The sequence below is a fragment of the Desulfoconvexum algidum genome (genome assembly GCF_055382125.1).
Genome location: NZ_AP042394.1, coordinates 3,399,574 through 3,418,940, shown reverse-complemented (window position 1 = coordinate 3,418,940; position 19,367 = coordinate 3,399,574). Strand labels below are relative to the sequence as shown.

15 protein-coding genes and 1 pseudogene are annotated in these 19,367 nt (G+C 43.6%); 4 read left to right on the top strand and 12 right to left on the bottom strand.

Translation table 11 applies throughout. The features are described from left to right. Positions 1–2: 2 nt before the first annotated feature. Positions 3–875, bottom strand: coding sequence for a hypothetical protein (locus ACZ45G_RS15630; RefSeq protein WP_464179745.1), 873 nt, complete (start codon positions 873–875; stop codon positions 3–5). Positions 876–1,056: 181 nt separating this feature from the next. On the opposite strand from ACZ45G_RS15630, the gene ACZ45G_RS15625 reads away from it, so the two are divergent. Next, positions 1,057–2,142, top strand: a complete 1,086-nt coding sequence (locus tag ACZ45G_RS15625) for a transposase (RefSeq protein ID WP_464179742.1) — start codon at positions 1,057–1,059, stop codon at positions 2,140–2,142. Between the two features lie 385 nt (positions 2,143–2,527). On the opposite strand, the gene ACZ45G_RS15620 is transcribed toward ACZ45G_RS15625, so the two are convergent. The 3 genes from ACZ45G_RS15620 to ACZ45G_RS15610 all read right to left on the bottom strand — a co-directional run bounded on the left by ACZ45G_RS15620 (position 2,528) and on the right by ACZ45G_RS15610 (position 4,772). Further along, positions 2,528–2,704 carry a hypothetical protein gene (locus ACZ45G_RS15620; protein ID WP_464179740.1) on the bottom strand — a complete coding sequence of 59 codons (177 nt, stop codon included), beginning with the start codon at positions 2,702–2,704 and terminating at the stop codon, positions 2,528–2,530. Positions 2,705–2,709: 5 nt separating this feature from the next. Continuing rightward, positions 2,710–3,159 (bottom strand): DUF4231 domain-containing protein, encoded by a 450-nt coding sequence (locus ACZ45G_RS15615; RefSeq protein ID WP_464179738.1) that lies wholly within the window; start codon positions 3,157–3,159, stop codon positions 2,710–2,712. A 605-nt stretch (positions 3,160–3,764) separates the two neighbouring features. Continuing rightward, positions 3,765–4,772 carry a toll/interleukin-1 receptor domain-containing protein gene (locus tag ACZ45G_RS15610; RefSeq protein WP_464179736.1) on the bottom strand — a complete coding sequence of 336 codons (1,008 nt, stop codon included), beginning with the start codon at positions 4,770–4,772 and terminating at the stop codon, positions 3,765–3,767. A gap of 679 nt (positions 4,773–5,451) precedes the next feature. On the opposite strand from ACZ45G_RS15610, the gene ACZ45G_RS15605 reads away from it, so the two are divergent. Further along, positions 5,452–5,778, top strand: coding sequence for a hypothetical protein (locus ACZ45G_RS15605; protein ID WP_464179734.1), 327 nt, complete (start codon positions 5,452–5,454; stop codon positions 5,776–5,778). A gap of 111 nt (positions 5,779–5,889) precedes the next feature. On the opposite strand, the gene ACZ45G_RS15600 is transcribed toward ACZ45G_RS15605, so the two are convergent. The 6 genes from ACZ45G_RS15600 to ACZ45G_RS15575 all read right to left on the bottom strand — a co-directional run bounded on the left by ACZ45G_RS15600 (position 5,890) and on the right by ACZ45G_RS15575 (position 13,010). After that, entirely contained in the window at positions 5,890–6,816 is a 927-nt protein-coding gene (locus ACZ45G_RS15600) for a hypothetical protein (protein ID WP_464179732.1), read from the bottom strand. A gap of 34 nt (positions 6,817–6,850) precedes the next feature. Then, complete coding sequence (locus tag ACZ45G_RS15595; RefSeq protein WP_464179730.1) at positions 6,851–9,538, bottom strand: tetratricopeptide repeat protein; 2,688 nt, start codon at positions 9,536–9,538, stop codon at positions 6,851–6,853. A 9-nt stretch (positions 9,539–9,547) separates the two neighbouring features. Next, positions 9,548–10,003 (bottom strand): hypothetical protein, encoded by a 456-nt coding sequence (locus ACZ45G_RS15590; protein ID WP_464179728.1) that lies wholly within the window; start codon positions 10,001–10,003, stop codon positions 9,548–9,550. Between the two features lie 146 nt (positions 10,004–10,149). Next, positions 10,150–10,662 carry a hypothetical protein gene (locus tag ACZ45G_RS15585; RefSeq protein WP_464179726.1) on the bottom strand — a complete coding sequence of 171 codons (513 nt, stop codon included), beginning with the start codon at positions 10,660–10,662 and terminating at the stop codon, positions 10,150–10,152. A gap of 300 nt (positions 10,663–10,962) precedes the next feature. Then, on the bottom strand, positions 10,963–12,330 hold the full coding sequence (locus tag ACZ45G_RS15580) for a hypothetical protein (protein ID WP_464179724.1): 1,368 nt from the start codon (positions 12,328–12,330) through the stop codon (positions 10,963–10,965). Beyond that, complete coding sequence (locus ACZ45G_RS15575; RefSeq protein ID WP_464179722.1) at positions 12,327–13,010, bottom strand: hypothetical protein; 684 nt, start codon at positions 13,008–13,010, stop codon at positions 12,327–12,329. The genes ACZ45G_RS15580 and ACZ45G_RS15575 overlap by 4 nt, the downstream gene beginning before the upstream one ends. Before the next feature lie 242 nt (positions 13,011–13,252). Here ACZ45G_RS15575 and ACZ45G_RS15570 point away from each other — a divergent pair. Continuing rightward, a pseudogene (locus ACZ45G_RS15570) lies at positions 13,253–14,166 on the top strand (tyrosine-type recombinase/integrase). Next, positions 14,163–15,227, top strand: a complete 1,065-nt coding sequence (locus ACZ45G_RS15565; protein WP_464179719.1) for an IS91 family transposase — start codon at positions 14,163–14,165, stop codon at positions 15,225–15,227. Before ACZ45G_RS15570 ends, ACZ45G_RS15565 begins: the two are co-directional and overlap by 4 nt. 399 nt (positions 15,228–15,626) lie before the next feature. Here ACZ45G_RS15565 and ACZ45G_RS15560 read toward each other — a convergent pair whose 3' ends face one another. Then, positions 15,627–16,739, bottom strand: a complete 1,113-nt coding sequence (locus ACZ45G_RS15560) for a GHMP family kinase ATP-binding protein (protein WP_464179717.1) — start codon at positions 16,737–16,739, stop codon at positions 15,627–15,629. Positions 16,740–16,781: 42 nt separating this feature from the next. Continuing rightward, positions 16,782–19,310, bottom strand: coding sequence for a hypothetical protein (locus tag ACZ45G_RS15555; RefSeq protein ID WP_464179715.1), 2,529 nt, complete (start codon positions 19,308–19,310; stop codon positions 16,782–16,784). Between the last annotated feature and the right edge of the window lie 57 nt (positions 19,311–19,367).

Here is a 19,367-nt window from a genome sequence, read left to right as displayed (position 1 = left end):
TGTTACGACTTTATCTTGGTTTGTGTTTTAGCGATAAGTTCCGGCACGAAATTTTCAGTATATCCTGCGATTACGCTTGTGGCTAACATCGGCCAATAGTCAGTATTTTGTAAAAATCCCAATGCTATATTACTCTTCGATAGTATCCATACAATGCAACCGCAAAAAAATGCGAGTATCATCCTCTCAAAAGCATAAACTGCATAATATCTTGCTGATATACCTTTTTCAAACGTCAAATTTGGCAATTTAATTATGGTAGATATCAGACCCCCAATGAGTGCAAAAGATCCACATCCAAAAATTTGAAACCAGTGGATGTTCAATTTAACAATATTGGTATCTCGATAAAAATAGATTGCGGTTGAAGAGAAAAGTAATAGAGAAGCATATCCCAAACAGACAAAAAAATAGAAAAATTTACCTTTCAGTCTTTCGACATAATTTTTATCATATTGATCAATTGCATCGTTCAGAATCTTCTTAGCTTGTTTTATTTTGATTTCGATTGCCTCTTCATCTTCGGTTCGATCATAACCAAGTGCTATTGATATAGCCATGGCGAAAGTGGAATGATACATATCAATATTTTCAGCTTTATATTTTATATTCTTATATCTAAAAAGCTCCGGTATAATTTTGTGATTTCTTGCCATTGTCCCGCGTATATCTTCTTGATAAACTGTATCTATATGGACAAATACTGATTCATCATCATCATCTACTGAATATACTATATATTCCTCTCCTCTCGCATAGACTTCCTTGATCGCCTTCCCACTATGGCCATTACGCCCTACAATATAGGATTCCATACGGAGTTTTTGTTCTTCTCTATATTTCTTATTTTCAGGAGTTTCGTCAATACAATCCATTTTGCCCTCTTAAATTAAAGTTTATTAATGTATTAATAACGTTAAGTTGAGCTGTGGTTTGCCAATATAGGATCATACCACAATACCAGCGCATTGCAGGTTTTTCAAATTTTATTGTCAATCGCAAATGAACCTGATATTCAGTTATGTTTCTTGCTGAAAATTAAATAAGGAGCACATAATGTATCGGGCGTTTATCCGGCTGTTGACTTTTCAGTTCACAATAATTCAGATCCTGTTCGAATCAAAAGATAACCTTATTTTGGAAACCATAGAACTGCGGCAGCAATTAATGATTTACCAAACAAAGAAAGAAGACTCAAAAAATATCACAGATCTAACCCGTTCGTTGTTAGTCGCATTAAAAAGGACCTGGCCCAAATGGATGGATGCACTTATAATCGTTAAACCCGAAACTGTTATTGACTGGCAAAGGCGGCGTTTCAGAAAATATTGGACCAAAAAGTCAGCTAAACATAAAAAACTTGGCAGGCCATCAATAAAACTGGAAATCCGTCAGCATATAAAAAAAATGGCAATTGAAAACTTTACCTGGGGTGCTCCCAGAATGTATTCTGAGTTTTTGAAACTTGGCTATACTAAAAATCAGATTTCTCAAAGAACCATATCTCGATATCTTAAAAAGATTAGACCCGATGACCTGGATAAGACCAAGGGGAAAAGACAACAATGGAAAGTGTTTTTAAAAAATCATCGCGAGCACATAATGGGTATGGATTTCTTTACCGTCCCAACCATTAGCTTCAAGACTCTTTATGTGTTTTTCATTATTGATCATGCGAGGAGAAAAATCGTTCATTTCAATGTTACTGAGCATCCTACAGCAGAGTGGGTAGTTCAGCAGTTGAAAAATGCATTTCCTTTTGACCGCGCTCCAAAGTATTTGATCTTTGACCGGGATTCAATCTTTTCTGTCCGGGTAAAACAGTTCATAAAGGATATGGGTATAAAACCAAAAGTCATAAGTTACAAATGTCCTTGGCAAAATGGTGTGTCTGAACGCTTTGTCCTTTCGGTTAGAAATGATATGTTAAATCAAATGATCATCTTTAACGAAGAACATTTGAGGGACTTTATGAACCAATATTTTGAATATTACAACAATGAAAGATGCCATTTGGCAGTAGGGCGGGATTCTCCAAACGGACGAGAAATCCAAAACAAACCATTTAAATCTGCAAAAATAATTTCTTCTCCCAGAATCGGTGGATTACATCATATGTATAGATGGAATAAAGCTGCTTAATCTGATTTTCCGAGAACGAAAATTTGACAATTAAAATTTTTTGTATATTTGCGTCCTGTATTTTAAATCTTGTCGTATCTTCAAGGCTTAATTAAATCCTGTTATTAAAATTTAATCAGATTCAAAAAATTAGAGCTGGCTTAAACAGAAGCTCAAGATCAAATTACCATGCATTTTCTCCCTGATTCATTTTTGGCGAACCACACGACGAACCGATTGTTTCATTACAGCAAGTTGCTGCCGAAGGGCAAGGTTCTCAATTGTAAGTCGAAAATTCAATTTGCATATCAAAATAATGCTAAAAAATGTGAAGATTATTGTTTCCATAATGCTTGAGGGATTATCAAGCACTACCGAAATTGTCAATGATTTCAGTTAAGACGGATTAATGCGAAGGACAAGTGGATACAGCACGATCTACTGAATTGTCTTGAATAACATCATAGCTATTTGAAAAAGCATTAATGAAAACATCATAATAAGCCTTATCGCTATCATGATGATAACTTATAAAGATTTTTCTTTTTATCGAACCAAGGCCAGATAACAGTCCGTTTGACATATCGATTACCCTTTGCCGATTTTGGTTTTAATATTTTCAATATTTGCTTGGGTATACTGAGACCAAGCACTATTTTCTTTTGAAATTAGATTTTCAACACGCTGAACAAAAAGACGAAATGGCTCTTCTTCGTGATAGGGCTCAGCATTAGTTAGATATAAAAATTTTTCATGCTTTAATGATTCACAAGTGGTCCGATATTCAGTCCAGTTCTCTTGAAACTGATTTAAACTAATCGCAGCAGATATAATAGCTATTGAAGCTCCTAAAATGCCGACGACTAAGGTCACTGGAAAAGGGTCTTTTGCAAAACCGGCGATCAACGGAATCACAGCAGCGGCAATAATCTCTGTTCCTCTAAGCCATTTAAACCAGCATTGAGCATTCTGGCTTTTTCGGTCATACCAATCTATTTGCTCTTCAACTCTTGATGCAATATATTCATCTTCATTCATATACGTATTCCCTATTGGTAACACAGCGTAGCTGCCGTGAACGTATTGCAGTGATGCACGCGGTAGTTTCGCGCGTCATTACAAGCAAAATGTTATCTTGGATCTCTGGTGTTGCGTTTGAGCTATCAGTCATACTGCGACCAGTCGTGATTTTCAGCCTAACCTCTGGGTATTTGGCTTTCCCCACCGCATGCTGGGCAGACATAACCGTCTTTATGTCCTGTTCCATTGCAAAGGTAACAATCCACCAGTTCATATTCCTCAAGTCGTTCGAGACGACTATCATCCTTATGAACTTCTCCATTTCCCAGGCATATTGGACAAGGGTGATAGAAGGAACTTGAGCCCAATCCTTTACACAAAGGACAAAGGCTATCTAAGTGTGAAGATGTGTACTCATCAATCTCCTCATCAAGATCCTCTTTTGTGAGAGTCTTTGCCTCTGCTCCTTTTTTCTTAGCAATAGATTGAGCAACAGTGCTGAGGAGCTTTTCAAACTTCGGATCATCAATTGATTTTTTTCATTTTTTAGACACCATTTAGCTATTGGGGTCGGGAAAATTGACTTGGCTCTTATCAACTACTCAGAATTTAATTTCAAAATGCTATCCCCTTTTGCACTGTTGTAACCTATCAAGCAAGAAAAACAGCACCCCCCCCCCAATAGCCCAGCTTGCGCATCCTCCAATAGCTCCAGCAATAATCATATAAATGTCAATGCTCACATAATGTTTGAGACTAAAAAGACCGACAGTGATGACCAAGCTGATGAACCAACCAATGGCACCTGCAATGGTCCAGCCGATGGCAGTAAAAAACACATGACTTAAATTAAATTTGGGAAATATTCGCAGCAGGATCAACCCGATAATAAAACCGCCAATGCCACCAATGATTGGTTCTATTATCATCCCTGTAGTTTGTAAACTTATGCGTTTTCCGGTAGCGATAACTCCTGCTATGTTTCCTCCAATGGCCCCTCCAATGATCCAGTAAATGCTAGTCATCAATTTGAGCAACCATAATCTTGGTGCTTTTTTACAAGGATCGACAGGGAGTAATTCACTTTTCTTTCTTTCGGTATCAATATTTCTGTTCTTTTTATCTTCCATTGGAGGGATGTTGGGATCTTGTTGCTGGATTCCAGCATTGGGTATCTTTCCCCCCCCTGTATCAAATTTTGGATCTGTCTCTTCACTGGTTTTGTTCTGTGGCACTTGGCTAATTATGTCGGAGATACCTCGCAATAACCGCCTGAAGTCAGGGGTAGAGGTATTCCCATCCCAGTGCATCAGTTCCACACCATTTATTGCCTGGAGATCGTATGGAATTTCGGTACTTGGCAACGAGAAAAAGACTGAAATTAGATTGTTAGTCCTGACTGCGTCACGAGCTTCGCCAATGACATAAAGAGATTTCGCTGCATTCTCGGTCCAAACAACAACAATGCATCCAGCAGTTCGCAACTCTGTGCGTATCACTTGATCGAATGGACGACCAAACAAAAGGTTGCGATCCCACCACACTGACCAGCCTTGATCTTCGAATGCTTTTACGAATAGTTTAACCTTATTTCGGTCTTCACTTGCATAACTTATAAAAATATCAGCCATAAATGACGTATCCTGAAAAATTCAAAAGCTTTCCGGTCTCATATTACCATCATTGTAATGGAATTCTGATCGTTCCATTTGCCCCTCTTGCCAAAATTCATGCCCGACACCATGTAAGGCAATCTCAAGCCGGTGACTATAATTATTTAAATAATGGGAGGCCAGATCGAGGTGTCGCCCTCTGTTTTTTTTATTGTTCCATGACTTCCCCATCCATGAGGCACCAGGGATATTTTTTAAAAAGTCTGTCCGGTCCCATTCACACATCATCATCCCGATGGCAATTTACATTGAAAGTCTTTTTGCCAGATGGGTGAGTGCCCGATAATCCTCAAGACAGTGAGGCCTTCTCAAATTGTTACGATACGGATCCTGAGAGGATAACCCTAAAGTGGACCCCATGTCAAGACCGATTTCCCCTTTTTTTAAGCTACATTTAAAATTTAATTTACCAGATAGAATACCTTTCTTTGTGTAAAATATAGCCTCCTTTGACCTTTTTTAAAGAAGTCTTTAAATTTTCATTTTTCCCTGGTATCTTTTCCTGCCAGCTCGGAGGATAAGGCCATGCTGGGAAAAAACCTGAGCGCCGCAACTGGTGACTGAAGCATGGGGGCAGTGCGGTTACGGGAAACGAAGAGACTTATTCGTAGCTTTGCAATTATCTGGATGAAGTTTGATGAATGGCAATGTGATAGTTTCAGCTATTCTCATTGCAAAAGGCTTTATCGAATATCCAATTACAAGGCTTGCCATAATAAAAATAAATGGGCCAAGCCCAGTGCCAAGGCTGGACAAAAATTTTAAAAAAGTAACAACAGTAGAGAAGGGTGATAATATAACTGGAGGGTTGGTTCCTACTATGTCAACTAAAATACCCCAGGCTGAGCCAAAAAAGATCAGCCATACGCAACCAGGAATTATAATTGCAAACATGTCAAATATTGTCAGTGGGATGGCTCTAAATTTAGGATTCACATTTATCTCCTTATATTTCCTTCTTTAATTTTTTCAATGGTTCCATTTTTCATTCAAATTTTACTTTTCGAACGGCGCTCTTCAGCGGGCGCGTTTTTTGCGCTCCGCTGCAAGAGCATGGTTGGGCGGTCATGCCCCACTATTGCCGTCCGCCATCCATGTAGACAAGTTCCGATTGGCACAGCGGGCATCCCGCCGACATGCCAAGATCGATCGAACATCTTCCGCATATCCCCCGTCGGCACTGCTCACAGTACATAAATGCGCCACGGTCTCCATTACCAATCTTCACCACACCTCGCGGCGCCGGCGCGTTCCACTCCTTGAGTCGTTCTTTTTCCGTGATTCCGCACTTACCACAGACGTCTCGCCTACCCTCGCTCTCTACTTTCACACAGTGGAACGAGTTAGGATCATCGCTCGGCCCTGCGATAGTGAGCAGTACACCTGCACTACCGGGCCCTCTCGCCCTTCGAAATCGTTTGACAGTGCACGTGTGGGTGTCGAGGAAGTCATCGTCTTTCCCTTTTTTCTCCACCATCATCAGGGCACGAGTTAGACCATATGCAATCACGCGCTCAAGCGGCAGATCAATAGCCATTTCGGCATCGACCTCACCATACGTCAAGGCTTCGGGATGTAGCACCAATTCGCCCTCCCGGAACATCGTGTTGAGCACATCCAGCGGACTGTCAGCGCTGCCGTCTGTAACGAGCAAGACAAAGCGAGTCGGCAAACGGCGCTTGGTTGATTCAGGCCGTTTTACTACCGCACCATCTGGCGCGTTAGTGACTCTTTCGAGTCTGTCATGCACAAACGTCAGAAAGTAATCGCCCTCCAGGCGACGCCACACACAGAACTTCGTGAAGAAGAGGCTTGATCGCATCTCTGCTACTCCACTTGGCGAAGTGAATATGCCCGTCACCTCTCCTTTACCGCCCAGCATTTCTGATCCTGGGTTCGTGCCATCTGGCGGGCCGCCCAGAGCTGCACATACTTCATCAAAAGTCATGCCGACGTGAATCTTTGCTGGTGATTCCCTACTATGGACATCATCATTGTTCATTTGTAGATCCTCCAATAGGTTCGGGGGTGTTTAATTATTCGCGTACAGTCCATCTATCCAAAGCTGAAACTGCGATTTGAGCCTGGGGATGATCAGCTCCAAGAAGACTCACAAGAACGGCAGCAGCTTGCGATAGCGTGGGGATACCATTGCTGACGTCACCCAGTTCACACTCCAGCACACCCACCTCAAGCTTTGCCAGGAGTGTATCGTGAGCCTCTGGACCAAGAATCATCGTCAATGATTCGGCGGCTTGTTGGGCGAGCTGCAATGCCTCTTCCTTCTCATCCCAATCTCGTAGAAACTTAGCAAAAGCGAGCGCGTAAAGTGAGGCGGGTCTTGATGGCAGAACTCCGAACAGCGATGCGTCGAGCACCCAGCGGTGTAGATTCTGCGCGCCATCAAGGTCGCCCTGTTGTCGTAGGACAAGTGCGAGATCCGATGCGGTATCTAATACCTCAGGGTGATGAATCCCCACTAACTGTACAAGTTCATTCAAAGCAATACTAAGTAGGGGTTCAGCTTCCGAATACTTTCCCAACCTCACTAGACATGATGCGTAGTTGCGCCGTGCGACCTGAACGGACAATCCCTGAGAATCGTGTTCAAGCGTTCTCCGGTGCATGAAACGTTTGTAAAAAATCGCTGCTTCGCTCCAGTGTCCGCAGTCCTCTATAATCCGTCCAATCGTGTTGGCGTACTCCGTCACAATCCGTGATATGTCGTAGTTGGTGGTTTCCGCAGCACGACTCCACGCTGCGTCGTACCTCTGCACTATATTGGCGTGAGTAGAAAGACTTCGCCAGTAGCTCAGAACGCCGGTATAGGCTAACCGAGCTAAAGGCGGCAAGACCCACATGTCAACCAGTATATTGACGAGGTCTTGATGCCTGTGCGCGCGAAGTAAGTTCCATGGCCATTCGTCCGCTTTACGCAATGTCATTCCCTCTTGGTCGCCAAAATAGTCAGCAAGCTCGCAGTGTGTTGCAAGCCGCGTCTGTTCCTCGTTCAAGAGAGAGAGGTAACAAGCCTCACGGACATACTGGTGCGCGAATCCCAGCAGTCCTGATCTTGTGACGAGTGCTGGTTCGGCAGCGAGGAAAAAAGGCGTCCATAGTGCACGGGGCAGGGGTTTGTCTTTATCACCGAGCAGGTCAAGCAGTTCGGCCTCGGACAGCCCCCGTCGGGCCGCCCAGAGTAGTCGAAGACTGCGCTCGACCAGGTCTCGGCCCTCGGAGTAAACGCTGATCCACCGCTCGATGATCTTGACGTACAGGGCCTTGGGGTCGAGGGCAGCGAGGTAGTCATCAATTTGCTCATCGAGCCTCTTGTACTCGCCCATGACGCGTAGTTCGTCAAGCATCGCCCGCAGGAACAGCGGATTGGCAGTCTGTTCAGAGTCAACAAGTCGCTCGAGGCGGGCCGTGCTCAATTCGCGACTGGACGCCTTGAGGAACTGGCGGGCCAACTCGCGGCGTTCGTCCTTCGTGAGGGGTTTAACCGTCAGGGTCTCTGTATCCTGCGTCCAATCGCGCGCCTTGAGTGCATCGAAGCACGGACCGGGGAGCGTCGAGACGATAAGACGGACGTTCTTGGGAAAGATGCGGGGCATCCAGCCCAGGTGCTGAGCGTTATCACGTTCCTCGATCTTGTTGAGAGCATCGAGGACAAGAATGATCCTGTGCCGACTGGCGACCTGTGTGAGCCAATTGGGAAACTCGTCGCAAATCATATCGAGTTGGGATGGCACCTCGTCGGTCAGTTCGAAGCGGGCCTTGAGTTCGAGCATAATCCGGCGGAGCAAGCTGATATGGTCAGCACTATCGCCAATGAAGTGTGTGAGCAAGAATTCGTCAGGGTGCTCGCTCTGATAACGCGAGGCCCAGTTGGCCAGCAGGGCGCTTTTGCCCAAACCGGATTCACCCAGCACGATCAGCGGGCGGAGATCGGGAGCCTCTGACGCAACGAAGGTGTCGAGGCGATCGAAGTACTCCTGCCGCCCGATATAGACGTGGGCCTTGCTGCGTGCTGTGGTCTCGTGAACCATCCGCATGCGGGTGAGGTGGTCGGGCTTATCCTGGTCTGGGTAGAGACAGTCAATCAGCGCAGTGAAGTCTTCGAGGATCCACTGGCCGAGCTGCTTCGCATCGTGGAAGTGCTCCTGACGAAGCGAGCAGAACTTGCGTTCCGATGCCTCGAAGATGCGAGCTTTGAGCTCCGTGAGCTTGTCGTGTTCGGTCTCGTCCTCGCTGACGAAATCCGCACGTTCTACATCAGCTGGGAGCCGATCCGAATAGGCAGGATCACGGAAGTAGAAAAAGGCGTGCTGGGCCATGTAGGGGTTGTTGAGCATGCCGTGAAGAATCTCAAGTTCGGTGAGCGATTTGCCCTGCTCGATGTGCTCCCAGAGCCAGGGCTCGCGCTCCACCACCTCTTTGGGATACTCATTGTTCACCATCCCATAGCGTTCACCCAGCAGGCCGATGAAGTACGGCCGACAGCGTCTAACTTCTTCAAGGCAGATGGGCAGAACCTTGCCCTCAGCTGCCTTCTCTTCGGTGATGCCCCACCGAAGATCGACCTCCCCCCACGTCACGTCACGGTACTCGCAGATCTTGCGCAGTTTCGGGAACACGCGAAGAATAAGCTCATCCCGCTCGGCCTTCATGTCGAGAAACGTCGACGACACGAAGACACGAATGACGCGTTGTTCTTCACCCAAAATTGCCACCTAACATGGGAGCCAAAGCTCGTCCAACTTAGCACGCAGTTCTGCAGAGAGCTCACAGTTTACTATGCGCGGGGTGTATCCCCAGCCCGACGTTTTGCACCTGTCGTGCACGATACGATACCAATCCTCTGTCACAAAACGCCCATAGCCGTCCTCGGTTAGTCCGAGGCGGTCGAGAACAGGTTGTTCGATCAATCGGCGGCTTCGTGGCGCAAGGCCTGAAATATCGAGCGTAAGGAAGAATTCTCGGACGTACGCAACGGACACTACAGGTCCGAAAACAGCAACGCAGTAATCGAAATGACTGTTGACAATTTCAGTTTCTGGCCGCCGCACATCCCCACTGGCAATCAGGCATATCGCGAGTCGTTTCGGATCGGTTAGCTTCATAAATAACTCGATGGGATCGGCACAGCCGTGCACATCCCAATCGAAAACGATGCCAATTGCCGGCAATGAGAATCGCAATGCCTCCTCCAGGTACTTGGTGTGGCTGCCTATCAGACTGCTGCTTAGCCGCCACCGATGGCTTTCGGTTGGTGCGGCTTTTTCCGGGGGCCGCACTCGCCCACGGCTACAGAACCTAACCCAACCCGCGAATCTCATGCGAGGCCAATCCTTTGGCGTTCCTCCATTGTGAGAAGATCGACAGGTTGAGTGTAAATCGGGGCGAATCCAAGTGTCTTCTTGTTCGGGAATAGTGTGAACTGCGCCCAGAAGTAGTGGCGGTCGCAGAAAAACTGAATGTGGACGTAGTGGCAAGCTGGATTATCGTTGCGCGAAATACGAAGCATCGAGTTCAGATACTCGAAATAGCCGCCTGCATAATAGGTGCGCCGAGCCTCCTCGAGTCCACAAGGAAACGTCGACACTGAAACGAAAGTATTAGACTGAGACACCTCGGTGGTATGGCGCTCGCCGTCTGCCAGGGACTCGTCCATCTTCCCGGCCCCGAGCCGACAAACGGTCTCCAGCAGCTCAGTACGGAAGCGACGTAGAAAGCTACGCGCCCAGTCGCCAGCATAGCCGGCGGGCCAATCGTTCTCGACACGTGAAAGATGCGCCTCGAGAAGCTCCCGCAGGCCAGCCGGATCAACACTTGTATTCTCTGCCATGAATGCACCTCTTCATTTCCGCCCAACATTTCCAAATCACCGGCTTGCCCGTGTGTATTTGGGTTGTTAAAATCAGTTTACGATTCTTAAAGTGCTGTTTTTGGGGCCAAAATTGTTAACCTAAAACGATTTCGAGGGTGTTTTTTGATGTAATTAGTTATTATTTCAGTATCTTGTGGCGCCCAGACCCACTTTGAATTATTTTAATCAATTCGTTATTTAGGCCACTTCATTCTCGCAAATTAATTTACAGCCATAACGTTAACTATGGGTAAATTATTTCTCTATTATCAATAAGAATTACTCATTATTGTGCCCTAAGTTTTTAATATCACTAATAAAAGCAATGTCGGCGTGTTGTTCATGTAAATCTTGAGCGCTAATATAATTATCTTTCAGCCCAACAATAACCTTCCCTATCATTATACCGGCCCCAGCAAATAGTGCAGCACTGGGTATTCCAATCAAGGAGCCAACTGAAGCAGCTCCTCCGAGTAATGCTATAGTTTTTGAACTTAAAATTGAAGATAACACACCTGTCACTGTTGCGATTCCATGTTTTTTTAGTGCCCATTCATATTCATGAATGCGCATGGCGAGCATATCCTCAACAAATTCTGGTGAATGTTGCGTTAACTCTTGGTCAACCCAACGAAATAACTTTCGAAGCTTCTTTATAGAATCAGCATCATGACGAAATTCAATTACTTGATCCCATTTCAGGCTCTTTTCGTCAACTATATTCAAATTAGATAGAATTGCTTGTACAACATCAACCTTTGGACCAACCGCCGAAGAGGGCTTGTCTTGTTCTGATACTGACATCATAGGTTCTACGAGAAGTCCGTGTGTGGAGTAACACCCTTCAGAGATCTTAGTTACTGCACTTAAGCGTCGATAATTTAGAAGGTTTTGTTTTTTCGCGGTAGGCAGACTTTCATCGGCGTTGTAGCCAGAATATACAAGGTTACTTGAATCAAGTAGTGCAGGATATTCATTCATAATCATTTCTAAGGCAACAGCCAAACCATTGGGGCTTTTCTCTGCAGCCGTAGCGGCAAAAAAACGAATTTCTGGTGGAACAAGAAGGTTGGTAGGAGACCAAACTTGGTCATATACAAGTGCTGCGGTTTTGAGCCTATTTGGGGTTAGAACAGCGGGTCCTGTTGAAGAAGAAAAAAAAGGTTTAGTATTTTTCTCAAAAAGAGGTTTCAGAGCTTCCAAAATAGGGCTATACTTAAACAACTCACCTAACGTATCACGAATTGTGTGTTCATTAACTCCATCAAATAAATTGGAGAACACATTAGACTCAGTCCATTGCCTTGCTTGATGATGAAGTTCACTTCGCGGCACTATCAGAGCGTCATAAACTCGATTTAATAGCTTCTTTTTTTCTGGCAATCTGAGTATGTCCCACAATTGAATTTTTTCTAGTATATTTTGGTTAATTGCTGGGTGATCTATCAAAGATTTAATCAAAGCATTTTGTTCTTCTACTGGCAACTCAGGCACACTTTCTGCGAACTCTACCTTTGAAATTCCTGTTAAAAATAATAGTACTTGTGGGTCGTCCGAAGGAATGCACTCGATAGCATCTATTGTGTCACCAAGCTGGTCGATATTTATAATTTCATTTATACTATCTGATTGGTATAACTCAATCATAACCATTCTCCCTCTGAAACATTTCTATATTTGTCTGCCAATGATTTTGCTTCTTTGGCAGCTTTGGGCCTCACCTTGATCAGTCTAGCGAATGCACTTCGGAGAGGTCGAAGATTTGAAGGAGGGACTATTTTAAAGCACCAGTCATTTTCAGTAGTATCAAAAGAGTATGCCCCACACCCTAAATGATTTTCTTGTTCATTAAAGTGAGCAGTTAGGTTGTCAGCAATCCCAATGAGCATGCCTGCTTTATCATAGGTTTGAAAAAACCAGTGAGGAGTCGAAGGGCCTCCTCCAGCAATAATTTGGCAAAACTGTCCTTGGCAGCTTTCTTTACGATCTCGTTTAGATGTTAAAGATGGGGCCTTAGGGGTAGCCTTCATTTCTTCTGAGTAAGCTTCATCAATCTGTAGCTCGATTTCTGTAGAAACTACTGGGGCAGGTTGTATATCATTTATTATTAAGGGATTAACATCTACCTTCAGCAATCCTCCCCGGAGACCAATGTGGATCCAGTGTCCGGCAACTGGCAAAGGCATGCAAGAAAAGTGGACTTTAAAATGAAGGATGCTTCCTCCTTCTGGGGTCCTTTCATCACATGAGTTAATTGTAGGTTTAACTTTTAGTATATTAGGTAATTTGTCTATAGATTTTACTTTTTTTTTCACAGTTTTTTCCACTAGTTCCTCCCAATAACTTGTCTGTCATAACCCATAACCGGACACAAAAAATGGAGCGCAGTGTAGCTTTTTGTGATCCGAGTTTATAATATTGTTGGACGAAGCCGCTACGCGGAGACAGCAAGCCCCACCTCTTTTAAAAATCAACATATTGTAACTTTACCTTCTTATAGTAATATACCGGGAAAGGCGATGCCAACGCATCCGCCATTGACCAGTTACTTCAAAAAAGGAGGGTTACAATGAACACCAGCATGCCCAATGATCCACAATTCAAAGAATATTACCGCAAGCATCTCCAGTACTTAAAACTGGCAGGCCTGCAACCCAAGACCATCGAGGCCTACTCACGGGCGATCAGGCGGATCGGCAACTATTTCGACTGCCGGGTCGAGAACCTGACCACAGACCAACTCCTTGATTATTTCACCGACCTGCTCGCATGTCGTTCCTGGAGTGCTGTCAAGCTCGACCTTTATGGTCTGAAGTTCTTTTACACCAGAGTGCTGAGCAAGACCTGGGAAGACATCCCCCTAATTAAACCGCCAAAGGCCACCAGGATTCCGGATATTCTTTCTGTTGCACAACTCCAACAACTGGTCTATGCCACGCGCCAATTGAGTTATAGGGTTTTCTTTTTTACCTCCTATTCCTTAGGCTTGCGTCTTGGAGAAGGGATCCGGTTGAAGGCCGGCGATATCGATTCTACCAATATGCGAGTCCACATCCGTGACGCCAAGGGGAACAAGGACAGGTTGGTCCCCCTGCCGGAGAAAACTTTACGGATTTTGAAGGATTTCTGGTCTGTCCATCGGCACCCAGAGTTCCTTTTTCCGAACCGGAAGCGGGGTCTGAAAAATGCACATCTGGTTAATACACCCTTGGACAGAGGCGGCATTCAGAGCGCCATGAAGGCTGTGGTCAGGCAACTCGGCATCAAAAAAAAATTTCATGCCACTCCCTGCGCCACAGTTATGCCACCCATATGCTGGAATCCGGCGTAGACCTGGTCGAACTCCAGCAGATTCTGGGACATGTCAGCATCCTGACCACCTCCAGGTATACCCACCTGACGACCGTCACCAGGAACAACGCCCTTCTGGCCGTCAACTCCTTGACCGACACCTTCGATATTACCTGGGGAGGTGTCAAATGATTCTGATTTCCACAATAATCAACAATTTCAAGCATGGCTTTCTGGAGCAATACAAAGATTCAATCCTGCCCAGTCACCAAAAGGCCCTTTGGGCTATGGAGCAGTGCAGGCAGACGCATGGCCCGCACATGCTGGCACAATGCACCGATCATGACTGCGGCGAAAGAAAATATATTCCCCACTCCTGTGGTCACAGAAACTGCCCCCATTGCCAGAACCATGAAAACCAGCAGTGGATCGAAAATCAACTGGACAAGCAACTCCCGGCCGAATACTACCTGGTCACCTTCACCCTCCCAAAGCAACTTCGGGCCTTGGCATGGAGGCACCAGAAAATCGTCTATTCCCTGATGTTTGATTGTGTTCAGGAAACCTTAAAAACCTTCACCCGGAACGATAAAAAACTTGGCGGAACAGCCGGGTTCACCGCTATACTCCACACGCATTCACGAGAGCTCAATCATCATCCTCATATTCATGTCGTCATGCCCGCGGCAAGCATCAATATTCTGACCGGTTTATGGAAAAAAAAGACCGGATACCTCTTCAACGAAAGGGCCATGGCAAAGGTCTTCCGGGCAAAGATGCTGGAAGCTCTGGTCGATCAGGGCCTGAAACTGCCCGGGGATTGTCCCCAAAAGTGGATTGCTCATTGCAAAAGCGTCGGCAACGGCGACAAGGCCATCATCTACCTTGGAAGATATCTTTACCGAGGAGTCATTCAGGAAAAGGACATCCTGCGATGCGAAGACGGCATGGTGACCTTCCGCTACCTGCCCGCAAAGTCCAAAAAGTACAAAACACGGACCGTGACCGGAGAAAATTTTCTTTATCTGCTCATGTACCATGTCCTGCCCAAGGGTTTTCACAAAGTCCGGTGTTATGGATTCCTTCATCCCTGCAGCAAGAAACTCATTAAATTCCTCCAGGTGGTACTGCGGTTCAATCCGCTCCGAATGCTTGCTGGCAGACAGAAAAAACGTCCCGCAATCACCTGTCCCATTTGTGGAGCAAAGATGGAAATCATCCAAACACAAATTATCCTGCCGCTGCTCGCCTGACCGGCATGAACGATCCGAAAGGAGGTGTTGACTAATCCAAACTCCGCACATCACTATGCGTGAAACAAAACCGGTTCTCCCGGCAACGCATACCTGCGCGCAAAAAACAGCCTTTTTTGCTTCAAACGGCCTCTATAATCTGATGAATCTATTTCAAAGATCAATTTTTCGAAAAAAGAACCGGCCCTGTCCCACATCCGCCTGATCCGGCGACCCTGCCTCGAAAAAGATCAAAAAGCTATTTTCTATATATGGTGTGACCGGGCTTGTCCAACAAACGGTTCAGATTGTGGCTCGCTCCGCTTACACAATCTAACCTTATTCGTTAGATTCTATGAAATAGTTGATATTATATCTTCGAAGATATGCTTTTTTAGGTTTCAGATTTTTTTACCCGCATTAACAATGAATTACATTGTTTCGCTTGATTCGCCCCCCATGTCGACTCAAACATTTTATTATCAATCCTTGCTCAGATATTTTATTGGAAAGTATTTTTCCGTATTCAGACATCTTTAAAGTTGTTTTCCAAGTATCACTTAATTTGGCTATTGATGCTTTGTCTCCGATCGCCCAGATACATCCACTATGGTTTCCTCCGGTGAACCCGCTACCACATCCATGGTGGCTAACAGCCTCTCTTAATGCCTTAGTTATTTCTGAATAATCCCTATGCAAAATCTTTTCACGTAATTGTGACTCATTTTTTAATATATTTGAGGCTGCTGTCCAACTTTGATTGCGAATGGCTGTTGAGAATTTTTCTGTTAACTGCCTAATTTCCAGCCATTTTTCATGATCTTTTCCTGCAAGAAAAGATTTGATATATTGGGATGTGATGTCTGTGGAACTACGGTCTTCCCCTGTATATGCGATAAGAATATGTTTTTGAAATTCCTTGTATTCTTTTCGATTCAAAAGCACTTGTCTAATATAGGGGACGCTTATGTCACTATAACGCCAGGTCCACAAATTTACGCCACCAAAGGAAGCAGCAAGTTGATCTTGCAGCCCTGTGTTACTTGTCAGTGTCCCACTTTCAATATTGTGAGCTAATATCGCTATTTTACGTTTCGAGATGGAAATAGGGTGCCCGGCCAGTTTTAAGGCTTTTGACAAAGCACCAATTACCGCAACCGCTATAACGCTAGATCCTCCTAATCCACTTCGTGAAGGGATTTCAGAGATGATCGAAATCCTCACTCCAGAGACATTAAAGAAAGAAATGATAGCAAAAACCAATCCAAGCGGTGTGTCAAAACGCTGCAGTTCAGCGAAGTATTCTTCTTTTTCGAAACTATCAGAATCAACGCAGTTTTTTTTGGGATCATATGGAAACAATACCACAGTCGTCCGTAAATCCAACGCAATGTTTACTGTAACTGGCTTTTGCCGTTCTTTACAGAGCGCCAAAGCCTTAATATCCCAAGTGCCTCCACAATCAACACGACCTGGGGCGGAAGCTTCAATTCGTACACAGCTTAATAGCTTATTCAATTTAATCGTTTTCAATTTTAGAACATATTGAAAGGGCGAACCCCTAAGTTTAAATGTTTATACATTTAGGCTCTCTTTCATTTTGAAAAGTGCCTTTAATCCGTTCTTATCATTTATTTCACGTAGAATATCCTCAGCAGCCTTAAGGTGTTCAGAAATATTCCCCCTATTATTATTCGTAAAGGACAAAGCTTCAGCAAGACGAGTGCGGATGTGAGCCTCAATTTGCTTTCTAAAATCCTTTGATGTTTCCAAACCCTTTTCTAACTGTTTAATTGCTTCATTCAAATATTTTCGTTTTTTATGCTTTTTATAAAGGGCTAAAAATGTCTCCCCCACACGCCAATAATAAATTGGGAGGCTATGCTTTTCATTTATTTGAAGTGCAAGATCCCGCGATTTTGTATAGCTCTCAAGTGCTGCATCATAGTTTTCAAAAGAAAAATGATAGTAACCTAACTCACTATGCACTGACGCGATACGTCGGTCTTCCCCTATATCTTTAAAAATTTCAAGGGATTCGTTCAGCAAATCAACAGGACTCTGTCCAACTTGTTTTTTTGTATTCACTCCCTTTTTAATGTCCTGTATTCTTTCCTTGATTATTATATTCGCCTTGAGACGATTAATCATCGCCTTATATCTAATATTGCTTTTTTGAACAATCTGAATCATGGGGTGATCAACGTATTTCAAAATTCGATTGGCATCATGGATTTTAGCAAGATGGTAGTATGTCCAAGCGACATCGTTAATGTTAAAAAGGCATTTTTCGGGTTCTTCCTCATGTTTAATTGCTATTTCAATTACCTTTGTAAGATAATTAATTCGTTCATTTACAAAGCCATTAATCCATAAAAACCAGGAAATATTTGTCGAAAATTGATAAAGGAATATACGATATTTATAACCGAGTTCCCCTTTGAAACGTTCAGCCTTATTTAAATAATATTCAAATGCTCTAATAAAGTTATCTTTATCCTTCAGGTTTTCGTGAAATATTTCTGTTTTCTCATAAGACTCAATGCGTAGCTTGAGGTTTGTCGATACAACTCCCAAATAATAGGCGGCAATGTTTTCTTGTATTAATTCCTCTGAAATCGAAGGAGAGAGCATGTCATATACGATAGAGAGCGCTTCGATAGTAGTGATATAATTACGGCGTGAGGTTATTAATGGAAAAGACTCTAAACGAAATAAAATGTCTTGAACCGATTCGTTTTGACACAACACTTTGATGGCGCCTGATCGAAGGTGATACTGGTTTTTTGATGCCACCCATATATAATCCCAAACCTTCCGCGCGGTGTGGTCCAAACCAGTAAGCATCTGGCTTATCGATTTGACAAATGTTTCTGGCAAGTTAGTTCCAAATGAGCTTAGTGCTTTGTCACCATCACGGCTCAAAAGAACGATCTCAACCATCCACTCAATTAACAATGGAATACCACTTGACTTAGCACATATTTGATTAACTTGAGATTCATTTAAATTATGGTTACCACTTATCGCTAGTTTCTGTTCAATAAGAAGTTTGGATTCCTGTCGATCCAGTGGATCGATTGATTTAGGTTCACAGAGATCAAACAAACTCAAATCTTGCTGAGAAATAAAAATAAATTTGAAATTGCTGGGTAAACTTTTTACCAGTTCCCTTATTTTTGATAAGAAATTATCCTTATTTTTGATTTTTTCTAAATTGTCAAAAATGACGATGGTGGGGTTTTTTATACGGTTAATATGCACAAGAAAATTATTAGTCATTGCTTGAACACTATCTTTCACAAATATATCAAAATTCAATGAGTTAGCGAATTGATTATAACAAAAATTTAGCAAGTTTGTAATGTCATTGTATGGGGTTATTAAATCAATCCACACAGAATGCTTAACGTGACCCTCAGCGATCGACATATCAATAGCCCGCTTGACTAATGTCGTTTTCCCGATTCCACCGATGCCTTGTATTGCAAAATAATTATGAAATTTAGTCGTTAGAAATGATTTGACACGGGATAGCTGATCTTCTCTTCCAACAAATATATTTTTTTCAGTTTGATGGACAACTTTGCAAGGTGAGTGATGAATAACCTGCGTAGGAGAAGTGATATACTTACGAAGATTTGAGCAGGCTTTGGAGATTAAATTGTCCACGTTTGTATACTTCCCTAACAAACCTTTCATCCATAATTCGTCTTGGAGTTTGTGAAAAGTCACAGCATTCTCAGCCTCTATAATATTTTGTGGGCTTGGTAGCTGTTCAGGAAAAAAGAACCATGTATTCTTCCTATTTTCTTCTGGTCTATCAAGCGCGACTTTTACTTCGTGTAATATGCCATTTCCAATAGTCTTGCCAAAAGCGAATATTACAATTTCTGAATTTTGGATGATTGGATCAATTTGCCCTTGCGGTCCCAATGGGTTCATACCAAGAGGAGCACTGATCTCAAAATGTGAAAGTATGAATTTATATTTCCTGTACTCACTATTAAGGATATTGATCTCTTTTTCCAATGCACTAACTATATTGAAATTACCATCAGAATTAAGTTTTATTGAATAAGCCAAGAATATTTTTACATCCATGAAACTCTCCTAATAAAGTCTATCAAACTTAAAATTTTAATTTGATTAGGTCAAAAC

Bases quoted from the DNA above. Each gene is read 5' to 3' on its own strand.
- ACZ45G_RS15630 (WP_464179745.1), bottom strand. From the start codon at position 875: ATGGATTGTATTGACGAAACTCCTGAAAATAAGAAATATAGAGAAGAA.
- ACZ45G_RS15625 (WP_464179742.1), top strand. From the start codon at position 1,057: ATGTATCGGGCGTTTATCCGGCTGTTGACTTTTCAGTTCACAATAATT.
- ACZ45G_RS15620 (WP_464179740.1), bottom strand. From the start codon at position 2,704: ATGTCAAACGGACTGTTATCTGGCCTTGGTTCGATAAAAAGAAAAATC.
- ACZ45G_RS15615 (WP_464179738.1), bottom strand. From the start codon at position 3,159: ATGAATGAAGATGAATATATTGCATCAAGAGTTGAAGAGCAAATAGAT.
- ACZ45G_RS15610 (WP_464179736.1), bottom strand. From the start codon at position 4,772: ATGGCTGATATTTTTATAAGTTATGCAAGTGAAGACCGAAATAAGGTT.
- ACZ45G_RS15605 (WP_464179734.1), top strand. From the start codon at position 5,452: ATGAATGGCAATGTGATAGTTTCAGCTATTCTCATTGCAAAAGGCTTT.
- ACZ45G_RS15600 (WP_464179732.1), bottom strand. From the start codon at position 6,816: ATGAACAATGATGATGTCCATAGTAGGGAATCACCAGCAAAGATTCAC.
- ACZ45G_RS15585 (WP_464179726.1), bottom strand. From the start codon at position 10,662: ATGGCAGAGAATACAAGTGTTGATCCGGCTGGCCTGCGGGAGCTTCTC.
- ACZ45G_RS15580 (WP_464179724.1), bottom strand. From the start codon at position 12,330: ATGATTGAGTTATACCAATCAGATAGTATAAATGAAATTATAAATATC.
- ACZ45G_RS15565 (WP_464179719.1), top strand. From the start codon at position 14,163: ATGATTCTGATTTCCACAATAATCAACAATTTCAAGCATGGCTTTCTG.
- ACZ45G_RS15555 (WP_464179715.1), bottom strand. From the start codon at position 19,310: ATGGATGTAAAAATATTCTTGGCTTATTCAATAAAACTTAATTCTGAT.